The organism is Candidatus Zixiibacteriota bacterium, from assembly GCA_034003725.1.
Lineage (GTDB): Bacteria > Zixibacteria > MSB-5A5 > GN15 > FEB-12 > WJMS01.
This window is the reverse complement of the sequence record JAVEYB010000001.1, coordinates 637,883-659,138: the sequence shown is the minus strand read 5'-3', so window position 1 is coordinate 659,138 and position 21,256 is coordinate 637,883. Positions and strand designations below refer to the sequence as shown.

Sequence of the window (21,256 nt, the reverse complement as noted above, 5' to 3'; positions counted from 1 at the left end):
TTTCCGTTGCAGCGTGGATTGCAAAAGTCTATATTTGCAGCGTGCATGCCGGAATTCCTGAACGAGCGGCTCATCCATGAACGATGACGATACCAGATCCTTTAGGGCGCTCGCGGCCGGTGCCGAAATCGGTCAGTACCGACTCGCGCACCGCCTCGGATCGGGCGGGATGGGCGAGGTCTATCTTGCACGCGACGCGAGCCTCGACCGCGACGTCGCGGTGAAGTTCCTCTCGATCGAGCTCGCCCGCCACACCGAGTCCCGGCTCCGCTTTCTTCGCGAGGCCCAGGCGGCGGCCCGTCTGTCACATCCCAACATTGTGACTATACACGAAGTCTCCGAACACGACGGGCGACCGTTCTTCGTGATGGAGCACGTCGACGGCCGTTCCCTCGGCGCGTACGCCGCCGACCGGCAGCTCCCTGTCAGTGAATTCCTCGACCTCGCCGTCCAGTTGTGCGACGCCGTGCAGGCCGCCCACGCCGGGGGAGTGGTCCACCGAGACATCAAACCGTCAAACATCCTCGTCGACAACGGCGGCCGCGTGCGCATTGTCGACTTTGGACTCGCGGCGGTCGCCGGTGTCCAGCCGCTCACGAAAAGCGGGTCGACCCTCGGCACCATCGGTTACATGTCCCCTGAACAAGTGTACGGCCGCGACGCAGATCATCGCAGCGATCTGTTCTCCCTCGGCATCGTCTTCTACCAATTGCTGACCGGCATGAATCCGTTCGCGCGGGATTCCGAAGCCGCCACGCTGCACGCGATCGCACACGATGCGCCGCCGGCGCCATCGACCATTCGCGTCGAAATCCCCCGGTCGCTCGATTCCCTCATTCTCCATATGCTCGAGAAGGAGCCTGTCCGGCGTAGCCAATCGGCGGTCGAGATACGAGATGCACTGACTAGTACGCACGACGAAGTACCATCGCCCCGCCGACAGCCGTCATCACCGTCGGTCGCAGTATTGCCCTTTGTCAATCTCAGTTCGGACCCGGATCAGGCGTACTTCTGCGATGGCGTCGCCGAAGATATTATCGGCGACCTCAATCACGTTCCGGGACTTCGGGTCGTGGCCCGCACCTCCGCGTTTGCGTTTCGCGGCCATACCGGAGATATCAGGGACGTCGGGCGGAAGCTGGGCGTCACGCACGTGGTTGAAGGCTCCGTGCGCAAAGCCGGGCAACGCGTGCGAGTAACAGCCCAGTTAATCGAAGTCGCCGAGGGTTACCAGCTCTGGTCGGAGCGCTACGACAGGGAACTGTCCGATATCTTCGCCATTCAGGACGATATCTCTCGCGCTATCGTCGAAAAACTCAAGCTGGAACTGGAGAGATTACTGTCGTCGCAGCGCGGACCACAGGACGTACCGATTGAGGCCTACCAGTTGTACAGCCGGGCGCGCCATGAAATGAACCTGCGTTCCGCTGACAGTCTCCGAAGAGCCCTGAGCTACCTCCAGCAATGTATCCGTCTGGCCCCGGCCTATGCCCCCGCGCGGTGCGGGTTGGCCGACGCATACTTCCTGCTGTATGCATATGACTACATGACGCCGCGCGACGCGATCTCGTATGCCCGCACCTCGGCGCAGCGCGCACTCGAACTAGATGATCGGCTCGCCGATGCCCACGCAACCCTGGGAGGAATTCTGACCTACTACGACTGGGCATGGGCCGATGCCGAACAGACTTTTCTCCGCGCCCTTGAGCTCAGCCCTGGACATGCCGTTGCCCACCAATGGTACGGCGAACTGCTGTCGTTCGTCGGACGCACCGAAGAAGCCGCTCATCATCTGGACACCGCGCTCCAGCGCGATCCTCTGTCGGTCGTATCACTCACGATGTCCGGCTGGCATCATGTCCACACCGGGCAGTACGACCGCGCACTCGAGTTCCTGGAAAAAGCAGTGGCTCTCGGAACGGCCAGCGATTTCACGCATGCGCTCGCCGGTTTCTGTTACTTCTCCACAGGCCACGTCGAGAAGGGTCGGGCCCAGTTCGAGCGCAGTCGAGCCGTGTCAGGATCAAGCGCTATGAGTCTCACCACGCAGGCGCTCGCCTTTGAACGCCTTGGCGATCTCTCGCACGCGCGACTGGCGCTGGACCAACTGCTGGCCCGTCAAGCCGATGAATATGTGTCACAGCCGTATCTCGCGGCGTTGTATCTTCTGCTCGGACACGAAGATATGGCGGTGGCGTGCCTCCAGGAGGCGCTTCGGCGGCGAGACGCCGAATTGATGCTTATGGCTGTCATGCCGTACTACGACTGCGTGCAGAAGAATCCCCGCCTGGGACCGCTGCTGGCCGTTCTGGGATTGCCGAATCCTCACGTCGCGCGGGATAACCGCTCTCAACGGCACTGATTGCCCCTTTGGAATGCCGTCAACGCGGTCACTATGACCATGCCCCGCATCCCGTTGTCAATCCGGCTTGGCTGTCTCATCGCCGCACCCCGAACGATCTGGCGCCTCGACCTGACTTGATTCGCGTGCGAAATGCAGCTTGACGACAGGACTGCCGAGTCGTATATACTCGAATCACTTCTCGCTGTGTGCCGGCGTTTCCGGCCACGTATCATCTCGGAACATCTGAATACGAAGGCATGTCATGGCCTCTAGCCGCAATACGATTTGGACAGTCGTTTTTGCCGTCATCATTGTCCTGATGGCTGCGGAAATCGCCCTGCTGATCAATGAAAACCGCGATCTGAAGGCATCGCTGGATGAACTCACCGCCATGTTTGAACCCCTGGCCGCTGACCAGCGACTTCCCGCACTGTCGGGCGAAGACGTAAACGGCATGCCGTTTAGCCTCCGCTACAGTATCGAATCTCCGACAACCGTGGTCCTGTGGTTTTCTCCTTCGTGCGACGCATGTGAAGGGAATCTTGATTTCTGGAATAGTCTCTGCAACCGGTATGCCTCGGAAAACCTGCGTTTTATTGCATTGTGCGCAGGCACCGCCGATGAGGCCCGGACATTCGCGAACGCGCATGCGATGCCCTATCCGGTTGTGGCCGTCACGGACAGCCGATTGCTCGACGCTTACCGCGGGCACGTCCTGCCGCAAACAGTGGTGGTATCGCCCGATGGAATGGTGCTGCAGGCGTGGCCGGGCACGCTCGAACCGGACGCACAGAACGAGATCATACGAGCCGTCGAACGCATCCGGACCGGTAGTCCGGTCGTGCAGTGAAATCAACTTTGCAGGGGGCTGTAACCGATGCTCGAAAGGAGGTGAATGAGCATGAAGCTGTTGAGAGCGCTGGTCTTGACGCTCGCACTGGTGATGGTATTCCTCGGCGCATTTACCATCACGGCGCCTACGAAGGTCGAAGCCGCCCGCTGCTGCTGGGTGATGGTGTGCACCACGACACCGCCGATCGTCTGCTGGGAAGTGTGCAGACCGTGCCCGAAGTTGTAGCCCGCTATTGAATCGGTTTCGGACTGATGATTGTCAACGCAAACGCCGGGCCGACGCCCGGCGTTTCGTCTTGTCTCGTTGTCACTTCCATCTTCCTGTGCGCACCGTGTGTCGCTGCCTCCAGATTCTTAGAAACCCACACTCAGTTGCAGCGCAACCAGCTCATTGTCCAACTCCTGCGAACCGATGAAGTTGTTGATCTGTACGGCCAGTTTCGTTGTGACGCGGCGATACGGATGGTACCCGAGCGCCGCCTCCAGGCGCTGCACCGGGTAGTCCCACGATTGCCGGCTGCCGTTGGAGTCGGTGAGTTTACCGGGCTCCCATCGGTCGTACCTCGCAGCCACATACCAGCCCGCGGCGAGCTTGTATGACCCTTCGATGTAGCCCGCCGTAATTCCAAGATCGGGCAGATACGGATGTTCCCAGAATGCGTGGACAACCTCGGAGTAGATATCGACATAGCCTGCCGACCAGTGCAACTCGCCGGCGAAACCGACATTGAGATAATCATCATATGCTTCGGCGGGCGCCTCACCGGAAGCATCGTATTCAACGCCCGGCAACTGGTCCGCGAATCCGCCCTCAAACAGATACGGCCCGACAAACACCGAACCCCCGACAGAGAACGCCGGACCGGCATACCAGACCAGGTGCGTCGTCACCTGCGGGATATTCTTGCGCTGTTCGATCGTTGGATAGCCGACCGATCCGGACAAGAAACCCAGTGAGTAATCGAACTGACCGACCGAGCCGTAAAACTCAACCCCTGTGTTCCAGCAGGCATCGTAGATGACGGGCAAGCCGTAGCGGCTCCGGTTTTGGCGTGTGTCGAGAAGATCGTCAACCGACCTGATTGAGTCATTTCGCCCCGGCACAAACGCCGAGTGATGGTTATACATCAAAGGCCGTCCGATAAGCGGGTTCTTGTCGCTGTAGGACCGCGATACGAATGAGCCTACGGTCGTCGGAATAAAACCGGCATTCGCATTGAGGTAGCCGCCTGCCAGTCTGCTGAAACGCGCATAGGCCGCGTAGACGGCAAACGTGTTGTTGTCCGTAATGAATTGCGTGAATACGGTCACGTCTTCGTTGACGGCGGCGTCGATAAAGGTCCGGGTGCGCAGAGAATGAAACGTCGAGAAGCCCTTGAACGTGACGTTGGTAATATCGTCTTCGGCGCTGTTTTTGGCAACCACATCGATTAATCCGGACAACTGAACGTCCGCCATCGCGGTGATACCGATCATCAGGCAACCGAAGACCAGACTGAAAAGTCTCATACCGTGCTCCTTGCGCGCAGCGATGGGGCGAGGGCGGCTGCATCGAGTGACAACCTCGGTGCTGTCGGATCGATACGCGGCATCACAATCGTGAACTGCGCCCCGGACGATTCAGCGCTCATGACCTCGATTCTGCCGCCATGTTCTTCAACGATTTTGCGGGCGATCGCGAGCCCCAGCCCCGTCCCACCCTGTTTGCCGCTCGTGACAAACGGTTCAAACAGGCGGTCGCGAATCTCTTCGCTGATCCCGGGGCCGTTGTCAGTGACGACAATTATGAACTCGTCCCCGGTTACCCTCCAGCGGACAGCAGCCGCCTGGCCCGGTTTCAACGCGTCACGGGCGTTGTTGAGCAGGTTGTCCAGCACGCGCCGGAACCGGGCAGGGTCGATACCCACCCGCGCCTCGCCGTCCCCTTCGATGGTCAAACGAATTCCCGCCGCCTGGAATGCGTCGAAATGGAATCGCCGCAACGACTCGAAATACTCTTCGAGATTCACTTCGCGAATCGCCAGTGTCGTATCTCCCGTGCTGTACGTCAGGACGTCCTGGGCCAGAGTGAGCATGCGGTCTATCTGGTCGTTGATTGTCGCACAGTACCGGCCGCGCGTGACGCTGTCTGCTCCCCGTATCTGGATCAACTCCACCGTACCCCGTATCACCCCGATCGGGTTCTTGAAATCGTGTATGATGCCGGCGGCCATTTGACCGAGAGCTGCCATCTTCTCCGATTTCACCCGCTCCTGGTGCGCCCGTTCCAGCGATGCCATATCTTCCACGATTCGTGAACGCATCCTCTCCATCTCACCGGCGAGATACCCCAGCTCATCCGATGACTTCGGCTCGATCGTGCGTTCCAGGTCGCCCGAGGCTATCTGTTCGGCCGCTCGGACGAGATGGTTCACCTGCCGACCGATGTACCGATCCGTCAACAGGTAGATGATCCCCATGGAGACTGCACCGCCGCCAAGCGCCAAAAGCACAAGGTAGAGCATGATCCGAGAGCGTATGGGGCCGACATGCTCGTCCGGTGAGCCGACAAACGCGATCACGGCATCCGACCACGAACCAGCGACGCATGAATACATGATTTCACGTCCGCCAACCCGCTCCCGGCCGCCGGGCTCCGACGATGCAAGGCGACGGAGCAGCGACGGCTGCGTTCGCATATCACGAACTAACTCGGCGTCAGTATATCCGAGCACCGCGGTGTCCCGCAGCACCACCACGTCGAGACCGGTCAGTCGCTTCAGATCCCGCGACATGGCGAATGAATACTCCTTGCCCGCCATGATCCAGCCGATCGAAATCCCGGTCTGCGCATACACGCGCCGAACAGAAAACTCAAAGACCGTGTCGTCCAGCGAAACGAACCGGAGTGGCGGAGAATTGCGCGCGTCTATCAACGCCAGCCGAAGCAGCGAACTTCCGTTGGCACCTGACGTGCCCGACATGTAAGTGATTCGTCCCGCCTCGTCTGCAAGCAGCAGTACATCGGCCCCGAGAATCTCCTGGTACACGGGGGCCTCATTGGTGATCGTCGACGAATCGCCCGTCTCTATTGCTGCCAGAAACCTCGGCGAACTCAAAACAGCATCCATTTCCTGCGCGCGCGAAAGGAAATGCGTAGATTCGTACTGCGCCAGGACCGTGCGCGCCCGGACAATCTGCTGTTCGAACAATCGAACCATGCCGGATTTCATTACGGCAGTCGTGATCATCAGTGTCGCGGTAATGAACGCAGTCATAACGGCTGCAATCAAAAGCAGATATCGCCGCGTCAGGGTCAGTCGATTGCGCACCGCAACTCCTCAATCGATCTCGACTGTTACCGTGTCGGTGGTGACGCTGAGAGTAAGCTCGCGTTCGGGTTGATTCTCCTGCCACACGTGAAGGCGATAGTCTCCCGGAGTCACCCCCGTAATCCGAAACTCGCCGCTTTCGGAGGAAACCGCGAAGTAGGGCGTGGTCAATACGTGCAGATAGGCGCGCATCGAATAGTGTATCTCGCAGAAGATTTTGACCAGTCCCGGTTTGTCAAACGTCACCGACTTGGACTTCCCCTGCGCGTACCGACCCAGGTCAAACTTCCGCGTGGTCGAGTAGGAAAACACGTTGTGGTAAAACGGATCCAGGTTGGGAAACTCCACGGTCGACCCGACCGTCACTGCCATCACGGACGGCTGAAACATCATGTCCTTCTGGGTCATGCGGCCGCCCGCCACCGGACGCACTGGCGGCAGACTGTCGCCGGTGAGATACACCACCGCATAATGCCCCGGGTCGCATCGGCAATCGGCAATCGCCGCCGGATCGCCGCCCGATACCCGCCCGCGATACCGTTCAACCGGCCGGTCGCCCGACTCGACCACCGCCGACCGGATTATCCGCCCGACCACAGTGGCCGCCCGGGCGACTGCGAACTCGCCGAACCCGCCCCCGATTGCAAGACCGATCATCAGGTAATGGAGTGTTTTCATCGCCTAACCCTATCCATAATATCGGGTTTATGGCAGGAAAGTTGAGCCGCCACTCCGGTGGCCCGGTCCCACTACCGGTCGTATTTCATTCGCCCCGCGGATGTCCTAACTGCAGGACACCGACACTTCCGTCGTCAACCCGCGTCCCACCGCCGACCCCAAAATACCGCCGAATAGACCCCCGATGACTGCCCCGCTGAAACCGTACTGGACCGGCTCCATGTTCAGCAGGTCCCGGTTCTCAGGAGCCGCTGACGCTCCAATAATCGCTCCACCCACGGCGCCGATCACCACCCCCATAATCGTGACCTCCTTGCGAGCTTCACTCGGTTTCCGGTAAGTGATCCGGCTGATGCTGTCGAGCGGAAGCACAACAGACGGAGCAACTCCGGTCACCGATGTCGGTTGAAGCCTTATGACCTTCGAGGAAAGATCAAACATGGGATGCACTCCCTGAACCGAACTACTGTCACGCATGGTTACCGTTAGTCTTGCGTCTCGGGGAGCATCCTTCATGATCCACTCATAGCAACTCCCGGTTGGGCGCGGCAGAGAATCCGCCGAAACCGAGACGCCCAGAATCAGAGCCACCACGGTCAGGGCGACCGCTTTCATCATGCACTCCTTTCGATATCAGGTGCATTGGCCTTAGGCCACCTGTGTGGCATGAACAGTGCCAACCCCGGTGCGTCCTGATCATCGTTCGTATCGTGATATGACATAGGCGGTTACACGTATCGTGGAACAGACGGGCTAGCGTCTCGGCTAGGTAGCACAGCCTCATGTGAATATCACTTACCCACTGGAACGGCCCCTCGATTGAAGCCTTCTTCAGGTACCTCAATGTCGTTGACCTTGCCGCAGAGGCGCGGTACTTTGGAATGGATAACAGCATCCACGACTTGGCGTCTGCTCACCCCCCTCGCACGGCGGGTGTGGGTGCGCCGCTGCTCGATCTCACCGACTCGGCGACTGTCTCACGGAAGGAATTCGTATGATCGGTATCAGAGTATACGTGATTGCGTGTGCCGCTACACTGGCGTGCGGCTTGAGCGCACCGGCGAGTGGATCCGAGTTGTCGATGGCAATTGCAGGCGGTGACCGGCCTCGCGTCTCGTCGCTCCTGTCGGAGTCCCCTGACGAACTGTACTCTACAGATGAACACGGCCGAACCCCCTTGCACCTTGCCTTGATGCATAATCAGGACTCTATCACCATGTTACTGGTTGAGTGCGGCGCCGACGTCAATGCGCTTGATTCATCCGGAGAGTCCCCTTTGCACTTTGCCGCCAGGGCCGGTCTGACTGCGGCGGCGCAATACCTTCTGGACCACGGATCAACCACACTCAACACGCCGTCAGCGGCAACGCGCGGAGGCTCTGCGGGCGGATGGACTCCCTTGCACGTGGCTGTCCGTGCAGGCAAGGTGCCGGTTGCACATTTGTTGCTGGATCGTGGCGCGGACATCGAGGCCCGTGACGGTGCACAACGAACACCTCTCATCTTGTCGGCCGAAAGCAACACTATGGACGTGGTCCGCCTGCTCGTCGAGCGCGGAGCGAACATCAACGCTGCTGCACTCCGCGGATATACGGCGCTGTTGTGGGCATCGCGCAACCGGTTTTCCGACATGGTGGACTATCTGGTCGCGCGCGGCGCGAGCATAGACTCCGCAATGCTCAATACTGCCATGCAACAGGCGATAGTAAATGGCCAAAGCTCCCTCTACGAGTACGCCCTGACATTCGGCGCCGACCTGGAGACTATCCGAACCAACGACCCGGGGTTGTTGTTTCCGGCCTGCAGCGGCGGATCCCTTGCGATCGTCCGCTCGCTGATCGAACATGGGTTTGATTTGCATCAGGTTGACCCCGATGGTTGGACTCCGCTGCACTACGCAGCGTCGGAAGGCCATACCGCGGTCGTCGACTACCTCGTCACGGCCGGTATCTCGATTAACCACCGTACCGCGTGCGGAGAATCGGCCTTCAATCTCGCCCGGCAGGAGACCTTTCCCGAAACGGCCGATCTCCTCCGCGCGCTCGGCGCAGACACCGCCGAGCCGATCTTTCCTCACCTTTCGGGGCCGTACATGGGGCAGCACCCGCCCGGCGATACGCCGGTGCTGTTTCTACCGGGGATTGTGTCGGGACACCATCGCGCCCACTCCTCCATTGCATTCTCACCCGATGGCGCTGAGGCGTACTGGACCGATATGTCTCCGCCGGAAGGCGCCGTTCGTATGTCTCGACAGATCGATGGTCGGTGGTCGTATCCTGTCAGGGCCGACTCGGGTATCGTGCGTGATCCATCCTTTTCGCCGGATGGCGCCCGCATGTTCTTCATCAGTACCAGACCGTTTGCCCCCGGAGAAGTGCCCGGCGGCGATCCCGATGTGAAGGAGGAGTACTGGTACCGGGAACGGACAGACGCAGGGTGGTCAGAACCACGCTCGGTCGGCGCGAATGTCAATCGGCTCGGCGTCCATTGGCCATGTTCTGCGGACAAGTACGGGAATTTGTATTTTTCGGAATTCTCCGAGAACATGTACTCCTCCGAACTGCGTGACGGAGCGTATCAGGAACCGGTGTTGCTCACCACGTATCTCGGAAACGAGACCCTCGTCGGCCACAGCCCGTTTATCTCCCCCAACGCAGACTTCCTGATCTTCTCGGCAGAGGAGAGGCTGAACATGTCTTTTCGGCGTCTGGACGGATCGTGGACCGACTGCATCGACCTCGGTGACACCATCAACGGAACGCGTGTAAACGGGAGTCCGAGGATAACCCCCGACAGTCGATACCTGTTCTTCCTGAGTGCGGGGCGCCGGCGGCCGTGGGGAATCTACTGGGTATCAGCGGCCTTCATCGACCGGCTCCGCGCGAAAGCGTGCCCGTCGGAGTAGTACGTGAATTCGCTCTTGTGCACCGTTCGTCCGGCGTCTAATTTGGGACCGGCAACGGCCGTGGCGCGACATAGCCGACGACGAGGCGGTTTTTTTGGCGTTACCCGAAAACTATTCCGACATTCCGGTGTTTAACGGTTGTACTGCGCCTCCGAAATTCGTCTCGGCCGGCTGCACAGTGAGCAAGAAGATACCATTGAAGAACTACGGTGGCGCGTATGTGCACCTCGGTCTCCGGGCTGAGCAGACCGACCACCTGGAGACACTTCGTTGAACCTACGCACTTTCCTGCTTCTCGTATCACCGACACTCGCCACGATGGCTTTGTTCGGCTGTTCCGGCGACAGTGAGGGCGGCAATCCGGGCGGCAATCGCCTCATGCCGGCCGTCGAAGCCGTGCAGGCACAATACGGCTCGCTTCCTCTGACGGAGCGATTGAGCGGCGTTATCAGAGCCCGTAACCAGGTCGAGATCTACCCGCAAATCTCGGCCGTTGTCGTCGAGGTCCCCGTGGAAAACGGCCACCAGATCAGGCGGGGACAGACCCTGCTCCGGCTGCGCGACAACGAATTCCGCGAGCGTCTCAAACAGGCTGAGGCCGGCTTGCGTATCGCCGAGGCTCAGGCAAAGCAGGCGGAAGCCCGTATGAAGGAGATGCAGGCTGAGCTGAATCGAGCCGAATCGCTCGCTGCGAAAAACCTGATCACCCCCACCGAGCTGGAAAGTGCCCGGACAGAAGCCATCTCTGCCGAGGCTGACTTCGAGCTGGCCAGCGCGCGCGTGGCGCAGTCAAATGCGACTGTCGACGAACGGCAGGAAGCTCTGTCCCAGACCGTCATCCAATCGCCCGTGAACGGTACCGTCGGCAACCGCAACGCGGAAATCGGCATGTTTGTCAGTCCCGGCACACGCCTGTTTACGGTCGGGCAACTCGATACCGTCCGCGCCGGAGTGGTCCTCACCGACCGTATGCTCGAATACATTAAAAGCGGCCAGCGGGCCGAGATTTTTGCCTCCGAGGGACCGATATCCGCCCGCCTGTCGCGCATTTCTCCGTTCCTGCATCCGGTGACTCACAGCACCGATGCCGAGATTGATATCCCGAATCCTGACCGCTCCCTGCTCCCCGGCCAGTTTGTGGCCGTCGACATCTTCTACGGCGAGAGCGAACAGGCGACCCTGGTTCCGCTGAGCGCCCTGTATGAAAATCCGCGCACGGGCGCGACCGGCGTCTTCATCGCGACCGATTCGCTGACCGGTGAACTCGCGGCGGTCACTGGAACCGACAATGAGGTCGCGCTCTCCAACCCCGTCTCGTTTACGTTTGTCCCGGTCGAGGTCATCGCCCGCGGTCGAATGGTCGCGGGCATCCGCGGAGTCAAGCCCGACCGCTGGGTGGTTACCCTCGGGCAGGACCTGCTGACCGGTGAGTCCTCAACCGCCCGCGTCCGCCCGGTCGACTGGAGATGGGTGGAACGACTGCAGAATCTGCAGCGTGAAGACTTGTTGAACGAGATCATCCGGGAGCAGCAGGCGGCTGTCGGCGACAGCAGCACCATTCAGTTCTGAGTGAGCGACACGTCACCATGAGTATCACCAACGTTTCCGTCAAACGACCAATCGCTACCTCGATGGTGTTCCTCATCATCATCGTGCTCGGCATCATGGGCTTCCGCTTTCTCGCCGTTGACCTGCTGCCGCCGATCGACTTTCCCCAGTTGAGCATCTCTACGTCGTACCCGAATGTTGGTCCCGAAGAGATTGAGACCATAATCACCGATCGAGTCGAAAACGCCATCGCCAGCGTCCCCAATATCGAGCGCGTGCGTTCTCGCTCCGAAGAAGGCCAGAGCCGCGTTACCCTGGAGTTCGCCCAGGGAACAAACATCGATGAAGCGGCCAACGACGTACGCGCCGCCCTCGACCGGGTCCGCGATAACTTTCCTCCCGAGGTCGAGTCGCCCCGCCTTTGGAAGTTCGACCCCGACAACTTCCCGGTCGTTATCCTCGGTGCGCAGTCCACCCGTTCCATGGACCAGCTGACCCTGATTCTCGAGCGCGAGATATCGCAGCGTTTTGAGCAGATCCCCGGCGTGGGGTCGGTCGACGTCTGGGGAGGAGTCTATCGGGAAATCCAGGTCCGCCTGCTGCGCGACCGGCTGGCTTCCAGCCGGCTGACCGCCGCCGACGTCCGCCAGGCGCTCCTCCGGGAAAACGTGACCCTCCCGGGCGGCGATATGCGCGAAGGCCTCAACGACCTGTACGTCCGCACCCGGGGCGAGTATCAGTCGCTCTCCGAGATTGCCCAGACAATCATCACGGTGATCGACGGCAAGCCGATACGGGTTGGCGATGTTGCCGAGGTGGTCGATGGATACGAGGATTTGAACCGGCTGGTGCAGGTGGATGGTCAGCCCATGGTTCGGCTCGGCGTCCGCAAGCAGTCCGGCGCAAACACGGTCGCGGTCGCCGAACAGGTACGCGACGTCATGGAGCAGATCGACCGAGAACGTGACGACATCAACCTGCTCATCGTTATCGACCAGAGCGAATTCATCCAAAACTCCATCAACAACGTGCAAAATTCCGCGCTCTGGGGCGGCTTCCTGGCGATTTTCATCCTGTATCTTTTCCTGCGAAACGGTTCGTCTACCTTCATCATCGCTCTCTCAATTCCGATTTCGATCATTGCCACGTTCGGATTGCTCTTCTTCGGCAATCTCACGTTGAACCAGATGAGCTTTGGCGGCCTTGCGCTCGGTATCGGCATGATCGTCGACAACGCCATTGTCGTGCTCGAAAATATCGTGCGATTGCGGGAAGGCCGTCACTCCCCGCACGAGAGCGCCCTGACCGGCGCACGTCAGGTAACGGGGGCCGTCATTGCCTCGACGCTGACCACCATCGTCATCTTCCTGCCGGTCTTTTTCATGCAGACTATTTCGGGACTGCTCTTCCGCGAACTCGCCATGGTCGTCGTCTTCGCGCTTTTGTGTTCGCTGTTTGTCGCGCTGACGCTCGTGCCGATGCTCGGCAGCAGGTTTCTGCGGGTCGCCAACGGCGATCAGCCGACTCCGAAGGTGCTGCTCCGATTCGGTCAGTGGTTCCACCGGCTCGAAGATCGCTACGGCGTCATTCTCGCGAAGGCCACGACCCATCGCGCGATTGTATTCGGAACGACTGCCGCTCTCCTGATCGCGGCCCTTTTTCTGTGGCCGCTTCTGCCCGTTGAGCTGGCCCCACAAACCGACGCCGACGAAATCAGCGTCGAACTCGAAATGGCGCAGGGCACCAACATTGCCGTCGTAAACGAGTATCTGCACGAACTGGAAGACATCGTGCTTGCCGTGCTGCCGATGGATCAGGTGCGGCATGTGACCGCCGAAATCCGCTCCGGCGACGCCGAAGTGGAGATATCCTTGAAGACTGCCGGCGAACGAACCGTTAGCAGCTTTGAGTTGGCCGATGACATTCGTGCCGCTGTAGCGGGTCGGGTGCCCGGCGCCGACGTGCGGGTAAGCGCCCAATCCGGACTGTGGATGCTCCGCCGGCTGTTTGGTTCGTCTGGCGCCGAAGCGGTCCAGATCGAACTGCGCGGCTACGATCTCGCCATGGCCGACGAAATCACGGCGCGAATCGAGGAAATCGTCGCCGTGCATCCGTCGATCGCCGACGTGCGTATCAGCCGCCGCGAGGGCCGTCCCGAACAGAACCTCATTATCGATCGTGAAAAAATCGCCGCGGTCGGCCTTTCCGTCAGCCGCATCGGAGAAATCATCCAGACCAATGTCGGCGGCAGCCGTGCCGGCGTGTTTCGCGAAGGTGGCGAGGAATTCCCGATCGTCGTTCGCCTTCAGCCGAATGACCGCCTCAGCACCACCGACCTCAGCAATATCTCGATTCAAACCTCGTCCGGAGATGTCCTGCCGATTTCCTCAGTCGTCCATGCGGAGCGGCGACGGTCGCCCACCGAAATCCAGCGTGTCGACGGCCAGCGGGTCACCTACATCACCGCTAACCTCGAAGGCGGAGCTGCCCTCGGTGATGTTGTCGGCGACTTGCAGCGCGATCTGCGCGGTTTTCCGATGCCCGAAGGGTTCTCGCTTGTATTCGGCGGCGAATACGAAGAACAGCAGAAGGCGGCCCGGGACTTCCTGCTGTCCATCCTCATGGCCGTCATCCTCGTCTATATGGTAATGGCTGCCCAGTTCGAACGATTCCTCGATCCGGTCATCGTCATGCTCGCCGTTCCGCTGTCGATCGTGGGCGTGGTCCCAACATTGCTTCTGACAGGCACGTCGCTGAATATGCAATCCCTGATGGGAATGATTATGCTGGTCGGTATCGTGGTGAACAACGCCATTGTACTCGTGGATTACATCAACATGCTGCGCCGGGAACGAGATATGTCCGTCCGGGACGCCGTCTTCCTCGCTGGTCGCCTCCGACTTCGACCGATTCTCATGACGACTTCCACGACCGTTTTGGGTATGCTGCCGCTGGCCATCGGTGCCGGCGCGGGTGGGGAAATCCAGGCCGCCCTGGCCCGTGCGGTGATCGGGGGACTGTCTGTTTCGATGCTGATTACCCTGATCCTGATACCCACTGCATATATGAGCATCTACGGCTTCCTTGAGCGCCGCCGCGCCGCCCGCTAATCTCTAAAATGCGAACTCGCTGGGGCACATAGCGCTTCTCTTCGGGCTTTGCCCCGACCCGGGGACCTGTGCTGTCGTCCCATATCCGACGCACTTCCCTCCCGTGTGACCTCGCGTGCGATGGTACCGCCGGTACTTCAACACACCCCCCAAATACTCTCTTGCGCCCGCCTTGTAGCGCCTCTATATTTTCACACAAGAGTCGAAGCCTTGACCTGGGGGAGGCTTGAGAATCCAATACAGATTGACCTTGGTGTTGTGTAACGGTGCCTGAACCAGCCTGCACTCAACGCGAACGGAAAACAACCCGTCGACCGCCTCATACCTGTGGCCGCGACGCAGGCATGTGCATCCATCACGCGTTACCGCATCACAGCACTGTGACGTAATCGAAGTTAGTGGCACTAGTCGTGCCCGACGTTACCGGAAGATCGCGCCGGCTCCCGGGCGGCCATGAAACGACTCCCGCGGGCCGATGGTCAGGCGCAGCCGCGGCGCTCGTGACCGTGTCTTGCTCTCTCCGGCAACGCCGGCAGACGAGTTCTCGCGTGCCTCACTGCCAACCCTTTGAACTGGAAGGGAGGGATGCGTACCAGGTGACCAAATAATCTGCATTCTGTTACAGTCCTGACGAGTAACTACACTCTCATGGAGGTTTCGATGAAACGGCTGGTATTATTACTGTCCGTGATACTCCTCATCCCGGGCCTCATCCTGGCCGGCCCTGGCGACGTCAAGGTGATTGACCGTCCGTCGGGCGTCCCCTCTTTCCTCGGCTGGGCTCCGGGTGAACTCATCGTACAGTTCAGAGTCCCAAGCGCGCAAATCGAGTCCGCACGCCAGAGTGGCGGACAGATCTCGCTGGGCGTATCGTCGCTCGACGAGGTGGCTGCCCGCTACGGCGTGACCGAGATGCGCCAGTTGTTCCGCGGCGCTCAGCCGCAGTTCGTCAAAGGCCAATACTTTGACCTCTCGCGCTTCTATGTGGTTCACTTCGATCAGAAAGCTGACCTCGATGAAGTGATGAAGGCATACCTCGACGATCCAAATGTCGAGTCGGTTGAGAAAAACGGCATCCATGCCATGTACGCCACTCCCAATGACGGATACTACTCCTATCAGTGGCACCTCAATCAGGCCAGCGATCACGACGTCGACGCGCCGGAAGCGTGGAATATAGAGACCGGCAACACGGCGATCATCCTGGCTATCCTCGACTCCGGAACCCGCTACTACCACCCCGACCTCGGCGGCGTCAACGCCTCACCGACCAACCCGGGGGCCTCGCGTGGTAATATGTGGATCAACACTACTGAGCTTAACGGGACCTCGGGTGTCGACGACGACGGCAACGGATATGTCGATGACTGGATCGGCTGGGACTTCATCAACGGCGTCTCCAACTGCTGGTCCGGCGAGGACTGCACCACCGCCGATAACGACCCGCGTGACTTCAATGGTCACGGCACGCATACGGCCGGCATCATTGGCATGCTCACCAATGACGGTTACGGCATGGCGGGTATCGCGGGCGGCTGGGGCAGTGGGTCCCAGGCTGTCACCGGCAACGGCATCAAGATCATGCCCCTGCGCATGGGCTACTCCTATAACTACCTCGGGCAGGAATACGGGGTGGTGATGATGGATGCCGCCGCCTCGGCGTTTTATTATGCCGCCAACAACGGCGCCCGGATTGCCTCCTGCTCCTGGGGCTCGTCGAACAGCGGCGGTATCGGCGCTGCCGCCGACTATTTCATCGCCAGCGGCGGTGTTATCTTCGTTGCCGCCGGTAACGACGGTTCTCAGACCGCTGACTACCTGAACGGCCGCGGAGACTGCGTCTCGGTTGCCGCCACCGACGAAAACGACAACGGCGCCAGCTTCACCACCTATGGCACCTGGGTGGATATCTGCGCGCCCGGCAATAACATCTATGCTACCTATCACGACCACACCGACCCGAACACCAACTACTGGGCGGCCCTCAGCGGCACGTCCATGGCGACTCCGCTGACCGCCGGCGTTGCCGGCCTGATCTGGTCGCAGAATCCGACCTGGACCGCCTCGCAGGTCAAGACCCAGTTGTTCTCCACAGCCGATAATATCGATGCGTACTTGTCGTCGCAGTACATCGGCAAAATGGGTTCGGGCAGGGTGAATGCATACGCCGCCGTCAACACCGGCCCGCCCCCGGCTCCGGTGGCCAACTTCTCGGGTTCGCCGACCACCGGCACCGCGCCGCTGACCGTCAATTTCACCGACCTCTCCACCGGCAGCATCACCTCGTGGAGCTGGACCTTCGGTGACGGCGGAACCTCCTCCGCCCAGAATCCCTCGCACCAGTACACGTCTGCAGGCACGTATTCGGTCACGCTGACCGTGACCGGTCCCGGCGGCTCCGACGGGGAGACCAAAACCGATTACATCACGGTCAACCCGTGTGTCGCCCCCGTCGCGAACTTCTCCGGTTCACCAACCTCGGGCACGGCGCCGCTGACCGTCAACTTCACTGACCTGTCCACGAACTCCCCGACAGGATGGAGCTGGACATTCGGTGATGGTGGTACGTCGTCGGCCCAGAACCCGGCGCATACGTACACCGCGGCGGGCACCTATACCGTGTCGCTGACCGCCTCGAATACCTGCGGCTCCGACGGCGAGACCAGGACCGCGTATATCACGGTCACCGAGCCGACAGTCGACTACGCCACACTGCCGTATTCGACCGGCTTCGAATCGGGTCTCGACTCATACTGGTTCACGCAGAGCAACAACTCCGAGGGACGTATCCTCGTCACCACCGCGAATACACCGCACTCGGGTTCGTACCACATGACGATGGATGACAACCTGAACGGCGGTCTGTACGCCCAGAATGAAGCGTGGTTGCGGCTCAACCTGGCCGGAAAGAGCCAGGTCGAATTGACCTTCTGGTGGAAGGAATTCGGAGACGAAACGCATACGCAGGACGGCGTCTTCTTCTCCAATAACGGCGGCTCGACCTTCACCAAAGTCCGTGACCTGATCAACGGCACGACCACCTATCAGCAGATCGTCCTCGATGTCGATCAGTTGGCCGCAAATGCGGGTCTGACGCTCACGGGCACCTTCGTCGTCAAGTTCCAGCAGTACGACAACTACAGTATCAACACCGACGGCATGGCATTCGACGATATCAGCGTCGTATCGATGGATGTGCCGCCGGTCGCGAACTTCTCGGGTACGCCGACGAGCGGTGTGGCGCCGCTGGCCGTGCAGTTCACCGACCTGTCGTCCAACAACCCCACATCCTGGAGCTGGACCTTCGGAGACGGCGGCACGTCGAGTGCGCAGAATCCCTCCTACACGTATACGACTCCGGGCACATACTCGGTCAGCCTGACCGCGAGCAACGCGTTCGGCAGCGACGTTGAAACGAAGTCGGGCTATATCACGGTGAGCGAGGCCGGCGCCTGGACGGTGATTACCTATGACACCTTCGAAAGCGGCATGGGTAACTATACCGACGGCGGATCCGATATGTCCCGCTACACACGCGGTACGTATGCATGGGAAGGCCGTTGCGCCGCCGACATCCAGGACAACAGCGGGACTGCTTCGTCCTTCTACCACACGACTACCCGTAACGTGTCCGGCTACCTCGACATGGAAGTCGAGTTCTACTTCATTGCCGTGAGTATGGAAGTGGGAGAAGACTTCTGGGTGCAGTACTACAACGGCTCCGCATGGCAGACGGTGGCAACATTTGCTCGCGGGACCCACTTCAACAACGGCACCTTCTACAATGTCGTGGTGCCGATACCGCGCAGCACTTACAACTATCCGACCAATGCCCGGCTGCGCTTCGTGTGCGACGCATCCAACGACGCCGACGATGTGTATATCGACAACATCGAGTGGCGCGGCATGGGAAGCGCCGGCGCGATGGCCAAGGTTGAGCCGGAACTGCCGGAACGGTTCTCGCTCGCGCAGAACTATCCGAATCCGTTCAACCCCACCACCACCATCGAATTCAGCCTGCCTGTCTCCAGCGATATAACCTTGAAGGTCTACAATATCATGGGGCAGGAAGTGGCGGAACTCGCTGACGGCCGCTTTGAGGCGGGCCACCACAGTGTCGAGTGGGATGCATCTAGGAAAGCCAGCGGCGTCTATTTCTACCGGATCACCACCGACGCCTTTACGGCGACCAAGAAGATGATCCTGTTGAAGTAGCTCACCAATCGGTCTTTCGAAAAGGGCGGGTACTTAAACCCGCCCTTTTTCTTGACAGTCCGTGGCCTTCTGTTGCTTGTTTACTCACACACATAAATAAGGGACACGCCGCACGGGCGCGGCGACCATACCGTATGCCGCACGACTACTATCGCAAAAAACTCGCCGCCGAAAACCTGCGCCGGGTGTAAGAAACTGCCCCGCCGCGTATCAGACAATATCTCGACGCCGAAGTAGACCACGTATGTTCGCATATCTCTCGAAGCGACAAAGTCCTGGAACTCGGCTGCGGCTACGGACGGGTCCTCAGGATCCTCGCCGATCGCGCCGCCTTTGTCGTCGGTATCGATACGTCGATGGACAGCCTGCGTGACGCCCCCATCTTGCTGCAGTCCAGAGATAATGTCGCGCTCGCTTGCATGGATGCAGGACATCTGGCCTTCGCCAACGAATCATTCAACGTCGTTGTCTGCATCCAGAACGGGATATCTGCCTTTCACGTCGACAGACTCTTGTTGATGCGTGAAGCGCTGCGCGTCACCGTACCGGACGGCCGTGTCCTCTTTTCGAGTTATGCCGAGTCGTTCTGGGATGAGCGGTTGAAGTGGTTCGAATTGCAGTCAACTCTCGGACTGCTCGGCCCGATAGATTACGCCCGCACCGGCGCGGGGGAGATTTACTGTACCGACGGGTTCCACGCCTCCACCGTCGGCCCGGCCGAATTCGAGTCGCTCATGGCTCAATTGGGCATAAACGGCAGTCTCGTCGAAGTCGATCGGTCCAGCCTCTTCTGCCAAATCGTTCGCTGATGGAGACATGCACAGGATTGTGAGAATCACACCGTCGGAAGCTGCCGCGCAATCGCTCCCCGAAGCAACCCCGTGAGGATCCCCAGTCCCTCTTCCAGCTGCCCGGTAGTCGGAGAAATCACCGATACACGAACTGCCTCATACGGCGGTTTGCTGTCCACCGCAAAGACCTCACCCGGCGCTACGATCACGCCGCGCGACTGTGCCTCCATTGCCAGACGCACGCTGGTCCAGCCGTCGGGTAACTCCAGCCAGCAGTGATAACTCGATGGATGCCGGTGCGCAGTGAACCCCTCTAACACCCGTGCGGCGACATCATGCCGCGCCGATACGTCGCTGCGACGAGCATCGATCACCCGCTGCGCTGTGCCATCTTCCAGCCAGCGCACACACAACTCGACCGTAAGCGCAGGGATACCGATGCACGACGCCGTCAGACTCTCGGTCATCCGTTGCCGCGCGCCCGCCGGCGCCTGCACAAAACCCACCCGCAACCCGGCGGCAATCGCTTTTGATGTCGACACGACCAGGTAGGTGCGATCGGGCACGTACTCCGCAATGTAACCCAACCGCTCGGGCACCAGCGGTCTCATGATCTCGTCCTCAATGACCGTAACGTCGTATCGACTCGCCACGCTTGCAATCTCCTGCCGCCGATCCCGGTCCATGACCCGGTTGGTCGGATTGCTGATCGTAGGCATGCAGTACAGGATCCGGACTCGGTGCTGTCGACAGGCCGATTCAAACGCGGCAGGGGAGAGGCCGTGCTCATCGACCGGCAAACCCGTCACCTGCAGGTCATACTGCTGTGCAATCGCCCGTACCCCGAGGTAGGTGAATTCATCCGTGCAAATCATGTCCCCCCGATTCGACTCCGCCGCGAGAATCACTGACAGAGCGTGCTGCGCCCCCGCCGTTATAAAGACCGACCCCGCATCGGTCGGCGCGCCCATCGACTCCAGCCACCGTGCCCCCGCGGCCCGATGGTGCGCCAGTCCTGCCGTCGGGGGGTACTCCAGAAGATGCCGCACTTCACGTGATCGGGAGAGTTCGCGAAGCGCGGACCCCAGGTCCGGATCCAATTCATACGAAGGGTGGTTCTTGCTCAGGTCAATCGCATCCGGTCGATCTTTGACCAGCGATGCCAGCATCGAACGACTTGTGCGTGCCCCGCCAACAAACGTACCTCGACGGCCCTCCGAACGGATAAGCCCTCTCCGCTCCGCCTCTGCATACGCCCGCGTCACCGTCCCCACTGCGATATGAAGCGCCTCCGCCAATTCGCGCTGCGTCGGGAGCCTGTAGTCGGGCGGCAATTGCCCACGCTCGATGTCGTCATGCAACGCCCTGATGAGAGCAAGATACAGCGGCTCACCATATCGCTGAATGTCCGGTTTCCATTCTGTCATAACGACCATCAATGTATTGTTGCGTAATGACTTAATATCACAATAAGCGAATGCCTGTCGATCGTCGTAACTTTA

13 protein-coding genes are annotated in these 21,256 nt (G+C 60.0%); 8 read left to right on the top strand and 5 right to left on the bottom strand.

All coding sequences use genetic code 11. The features are described from left to right. Nucleotides 1-76 precede the first annotated feature (76 nt). The 3 genes from RBT76_02785 to RBT76_02775 all read left to right on the top strand — a co-directional run bounded on the left by RBT76_02785 (nucleotide 77) and on the right by RBT76_02775 (nucleotide 3,422). The gene (locus tag RBT76_02785; protein MDX9856696.1) at nucleotides 77-2,362 is read left to right on the top strand and encodes a protein kinase; all 2,286 of its coding nucleotides are present in this window, start codon (nucleotides 77-79) and stop codon (nucleotides 2,360-2,362) included. 244 nt (nucleotides 2,363-2,606) lie between these two features. Continuing rightward, nucleotides 2,607-3,194, top strand: a complete 588-nt coding sequence (locus RBT76_02780; protein MDX9856695.1) for a TlpA disulfide reductase family protein — start codon at nucleotides 2,607-2,609, stop codon at nucleotides 3,192-3,194. Nucleotides 3,195-3,245: 51 nt separating this feature from the next. Further along, nucleotides 3,246-3,422: a hypothetical protein gene (locus tag RBT76_02775; GenBank protein ID MDX9856694.1), complete on the top strand. Its 177-nt coding sequence runs from the start codon at nucleotides 3,246-3,248 to the stop codon at nucleotides 3,420-3,422. Between the two features lie 128 nt (nucleotides 3,423-3,550). Here the strand turns inward: RBT76_02775 and RBT76_02770 are convergent, their stop codons facing one another. The 4 genes from RBT76_02770 to RBT76_02755 form a co-directional block, all read right to left on the bottom strand. After that, a complete protein-coding gene (locus RBT76_02770) occupies nucleotides 3,551-4,705 on the bottom strand; it encodes a hypothetical protein (GenBank protein MDX9856693.1) in 1,155 nt (384 codons plus the stop codon). Further along, nucleotides 4,702-6,507 carry a HAMP domain-containing sensor histidine kinase gene (locus RBT76_02765; GenBank protein MDX9856692.1) on the bottom strand — a complete coding sequence of 602 codons (1,806 nt, stop codon included), beginning with the start codon at nucleotides 6,505-6,507 and terminating at the stop codon, nucleotides 4,702-4,704. Before RBT76_02765 ends, RBT76_02770 begins: the two co-directional genes overlap by 4 nt. A 9-nt stretch (nucleotides 6,508-6,516) precedes the next feature. After that, entirely contained in the window at nucleotides 6,517-7,185 is a 669-nt protein-coding gene (locus tag RBT76_02760) for a plastocyanin/azurin family copper-binding protein (GenBank protein ID MDX9856691.1), read from the bottom strand. A gap of 105 nt (nucleotides 7,186-7,290) precedes the next feature. Beyond that, nucleotides 7,291-7,800: a hypothetical protein gene (locus RBT76_02755; protein ID MDX9856690.1), complete on the bottom strand. Its 510-nt coding sequence runs from the start codon at nucleotides 7,798-7,800 to the stop codon at nucleotides 7,291-7,293. Between the two features lie 379 nt (nucleotides 7,801-8,179). Here RBT76_02755 and RBT76_02750 point away from each other — a divergent pair, with 379 nt between their 5' ends. The 5 genes from RBT76_02750 to RBT76_02730 all read left to right on the top strand — a co-directional run bounded on the left by RBT76_02750 (nucleotide 8,180) and on the right by RBT76_02730 (nucleotide 19,772). Beyond that, nucleotides 8,180-10,090, top strand: a complete 1,911-nt coding sequence (locus RBT76_02750; protein MDX9856689.1) for an ankyrin repeat domain-containing protein — start codon at nucleotides 8,180-8,182, stop codon at nucleotides 10,088-10,090. 270 nt (nucleotides 10,091-10,360) lie between these two features. After that, on the top strand, nucleotides 10,361-11,659 hold the full coding sequence (locus RBT76_02745; protein ID MDX9856688.1) for an efflux RND transporter periplasmic adaptor subunit: 1,299 nt from the start codon (nucleotides 10,361-10,363) through the stop codon (nucleotides 11,657-11,659). 17 nt (nucleotides 11,660-11,676) lie between these two features. Further along, complete coding sequence (locus RBT76_02740; GenBank protein ID MDX9856687.1) at nucleotides 11,677-14,748, top strand: efflux RND transporter permease subunit; 3,072 nt, start codon at nucleotides 11,677-11,679, stop codon at nucleotides 14,746-14,748. 660 nt (nucleotides 14,749-15,408) lie between these two features. Continuing rightward, a complete protein-coding gene (locus tag RBT76_02735; protein ID MDX9856686.1) occupies nucleotides 15,409-18,963 on the top strand; it encodes a PKD domain-containing protein in 3,555 nt (1,184 codons plus the stop codon). 209 nt (nucleotides 18,964-19,172) lie between these two features. After that, nucleotides 19,173-19,772, top strand: a complete 600-nt coding sequence (locus tag RBT76_02730; protein ID MDX9856685.1) for a class I SAM-dependent methyltransferase — start codon at nucleotides 19,173-19,175, stop codon at nucleotides 19,770-19,772. 26 nt (nucleotides 19,773-19,798) lie between these two features. Here the strand turns inward: RBT76_02730 and RBT76_02725 are convergent, their stop codons facing one another. Next, complete coding sequence (locus RBT76_02725; protein ID MDX9856684.1) at nucleotides 19,799-21,181, bottom strand: PLP-dependent aminotransferase family protein; 1,383 nt, start codon at nucleotides 21,179-21,181, stop codon at nucleotides 19,799-19,801. Nucleotides 21,182-21,256 lie beyond the last annotated feature (75 nt).

Coding starts and splice junctions, on each gene's coding strand:
- RBT76_02785 (MDX9856696.1), top strand. CDS start 77: ATGAACGATGACGATACCAGATCCTTTAGGGCGCTCGCGGCCGGTGCC.
- RBT76_02775 (MDX9856694.1), top strand. CDS start 3,246: ATGAAGCTGTTGAGAGCGCTGGTCTTGACGCTCGCACTGGTGATGGTA.
- RBT76_02770 (MDX9856693.1), bottom strand. CDS start 4,705: ATGAGACTTTTCAGTCTGGTCTTCGGTTGCCTGATGATCGGTATCACC.
- RBT76_02735 (MDX9856686.1), top strand. CDS start 15,409: ATGAAACGGCTGGTATTATTACTGTCCGTGATACTCCTCATCCCGGGC.
- RBT76_02750 (MDX9856689.1), top strand. CDS start 8,180: ATGATCGGTATCAGAGTATACGTGATTGCGTGTGCCGCTACACTGGCG.
- RBT76_02755 (MDX9856690.1), bottom strand. CDS start 7,800: ATGAAAGCGGTCGCCCTGACCGTGGTGGCTCTGATTCTGGGCGTCTCG.
- RBT76_02740 (MDX9856687.1), top strand. CDS start 11,677: ATGAGTATCACCAACGTTTCCGTCAAACGACCAATCGCTACCTCGATG.
- RBT76_02780 (MDX9856695.1), top strand. CDS start 2,607: ATGGCCTCTAGCCGCAATACGATTTGGACAGTCGTTTTTGCCGTCATC.
- RBT76_02725 (MDX9856684.1), bottom strand. CDS start 21,181: ATGACAGAATGGAAACCGGACATTCAGCGATATGGTGAGCCGCTGTAT.
- RBT76_02760 (MDX9856691.1), bottom strand. CDS start 7,185: ATGAAAACACTCCATTACCTGATGATCGGTCTTGCAATCGGGGGCGGG.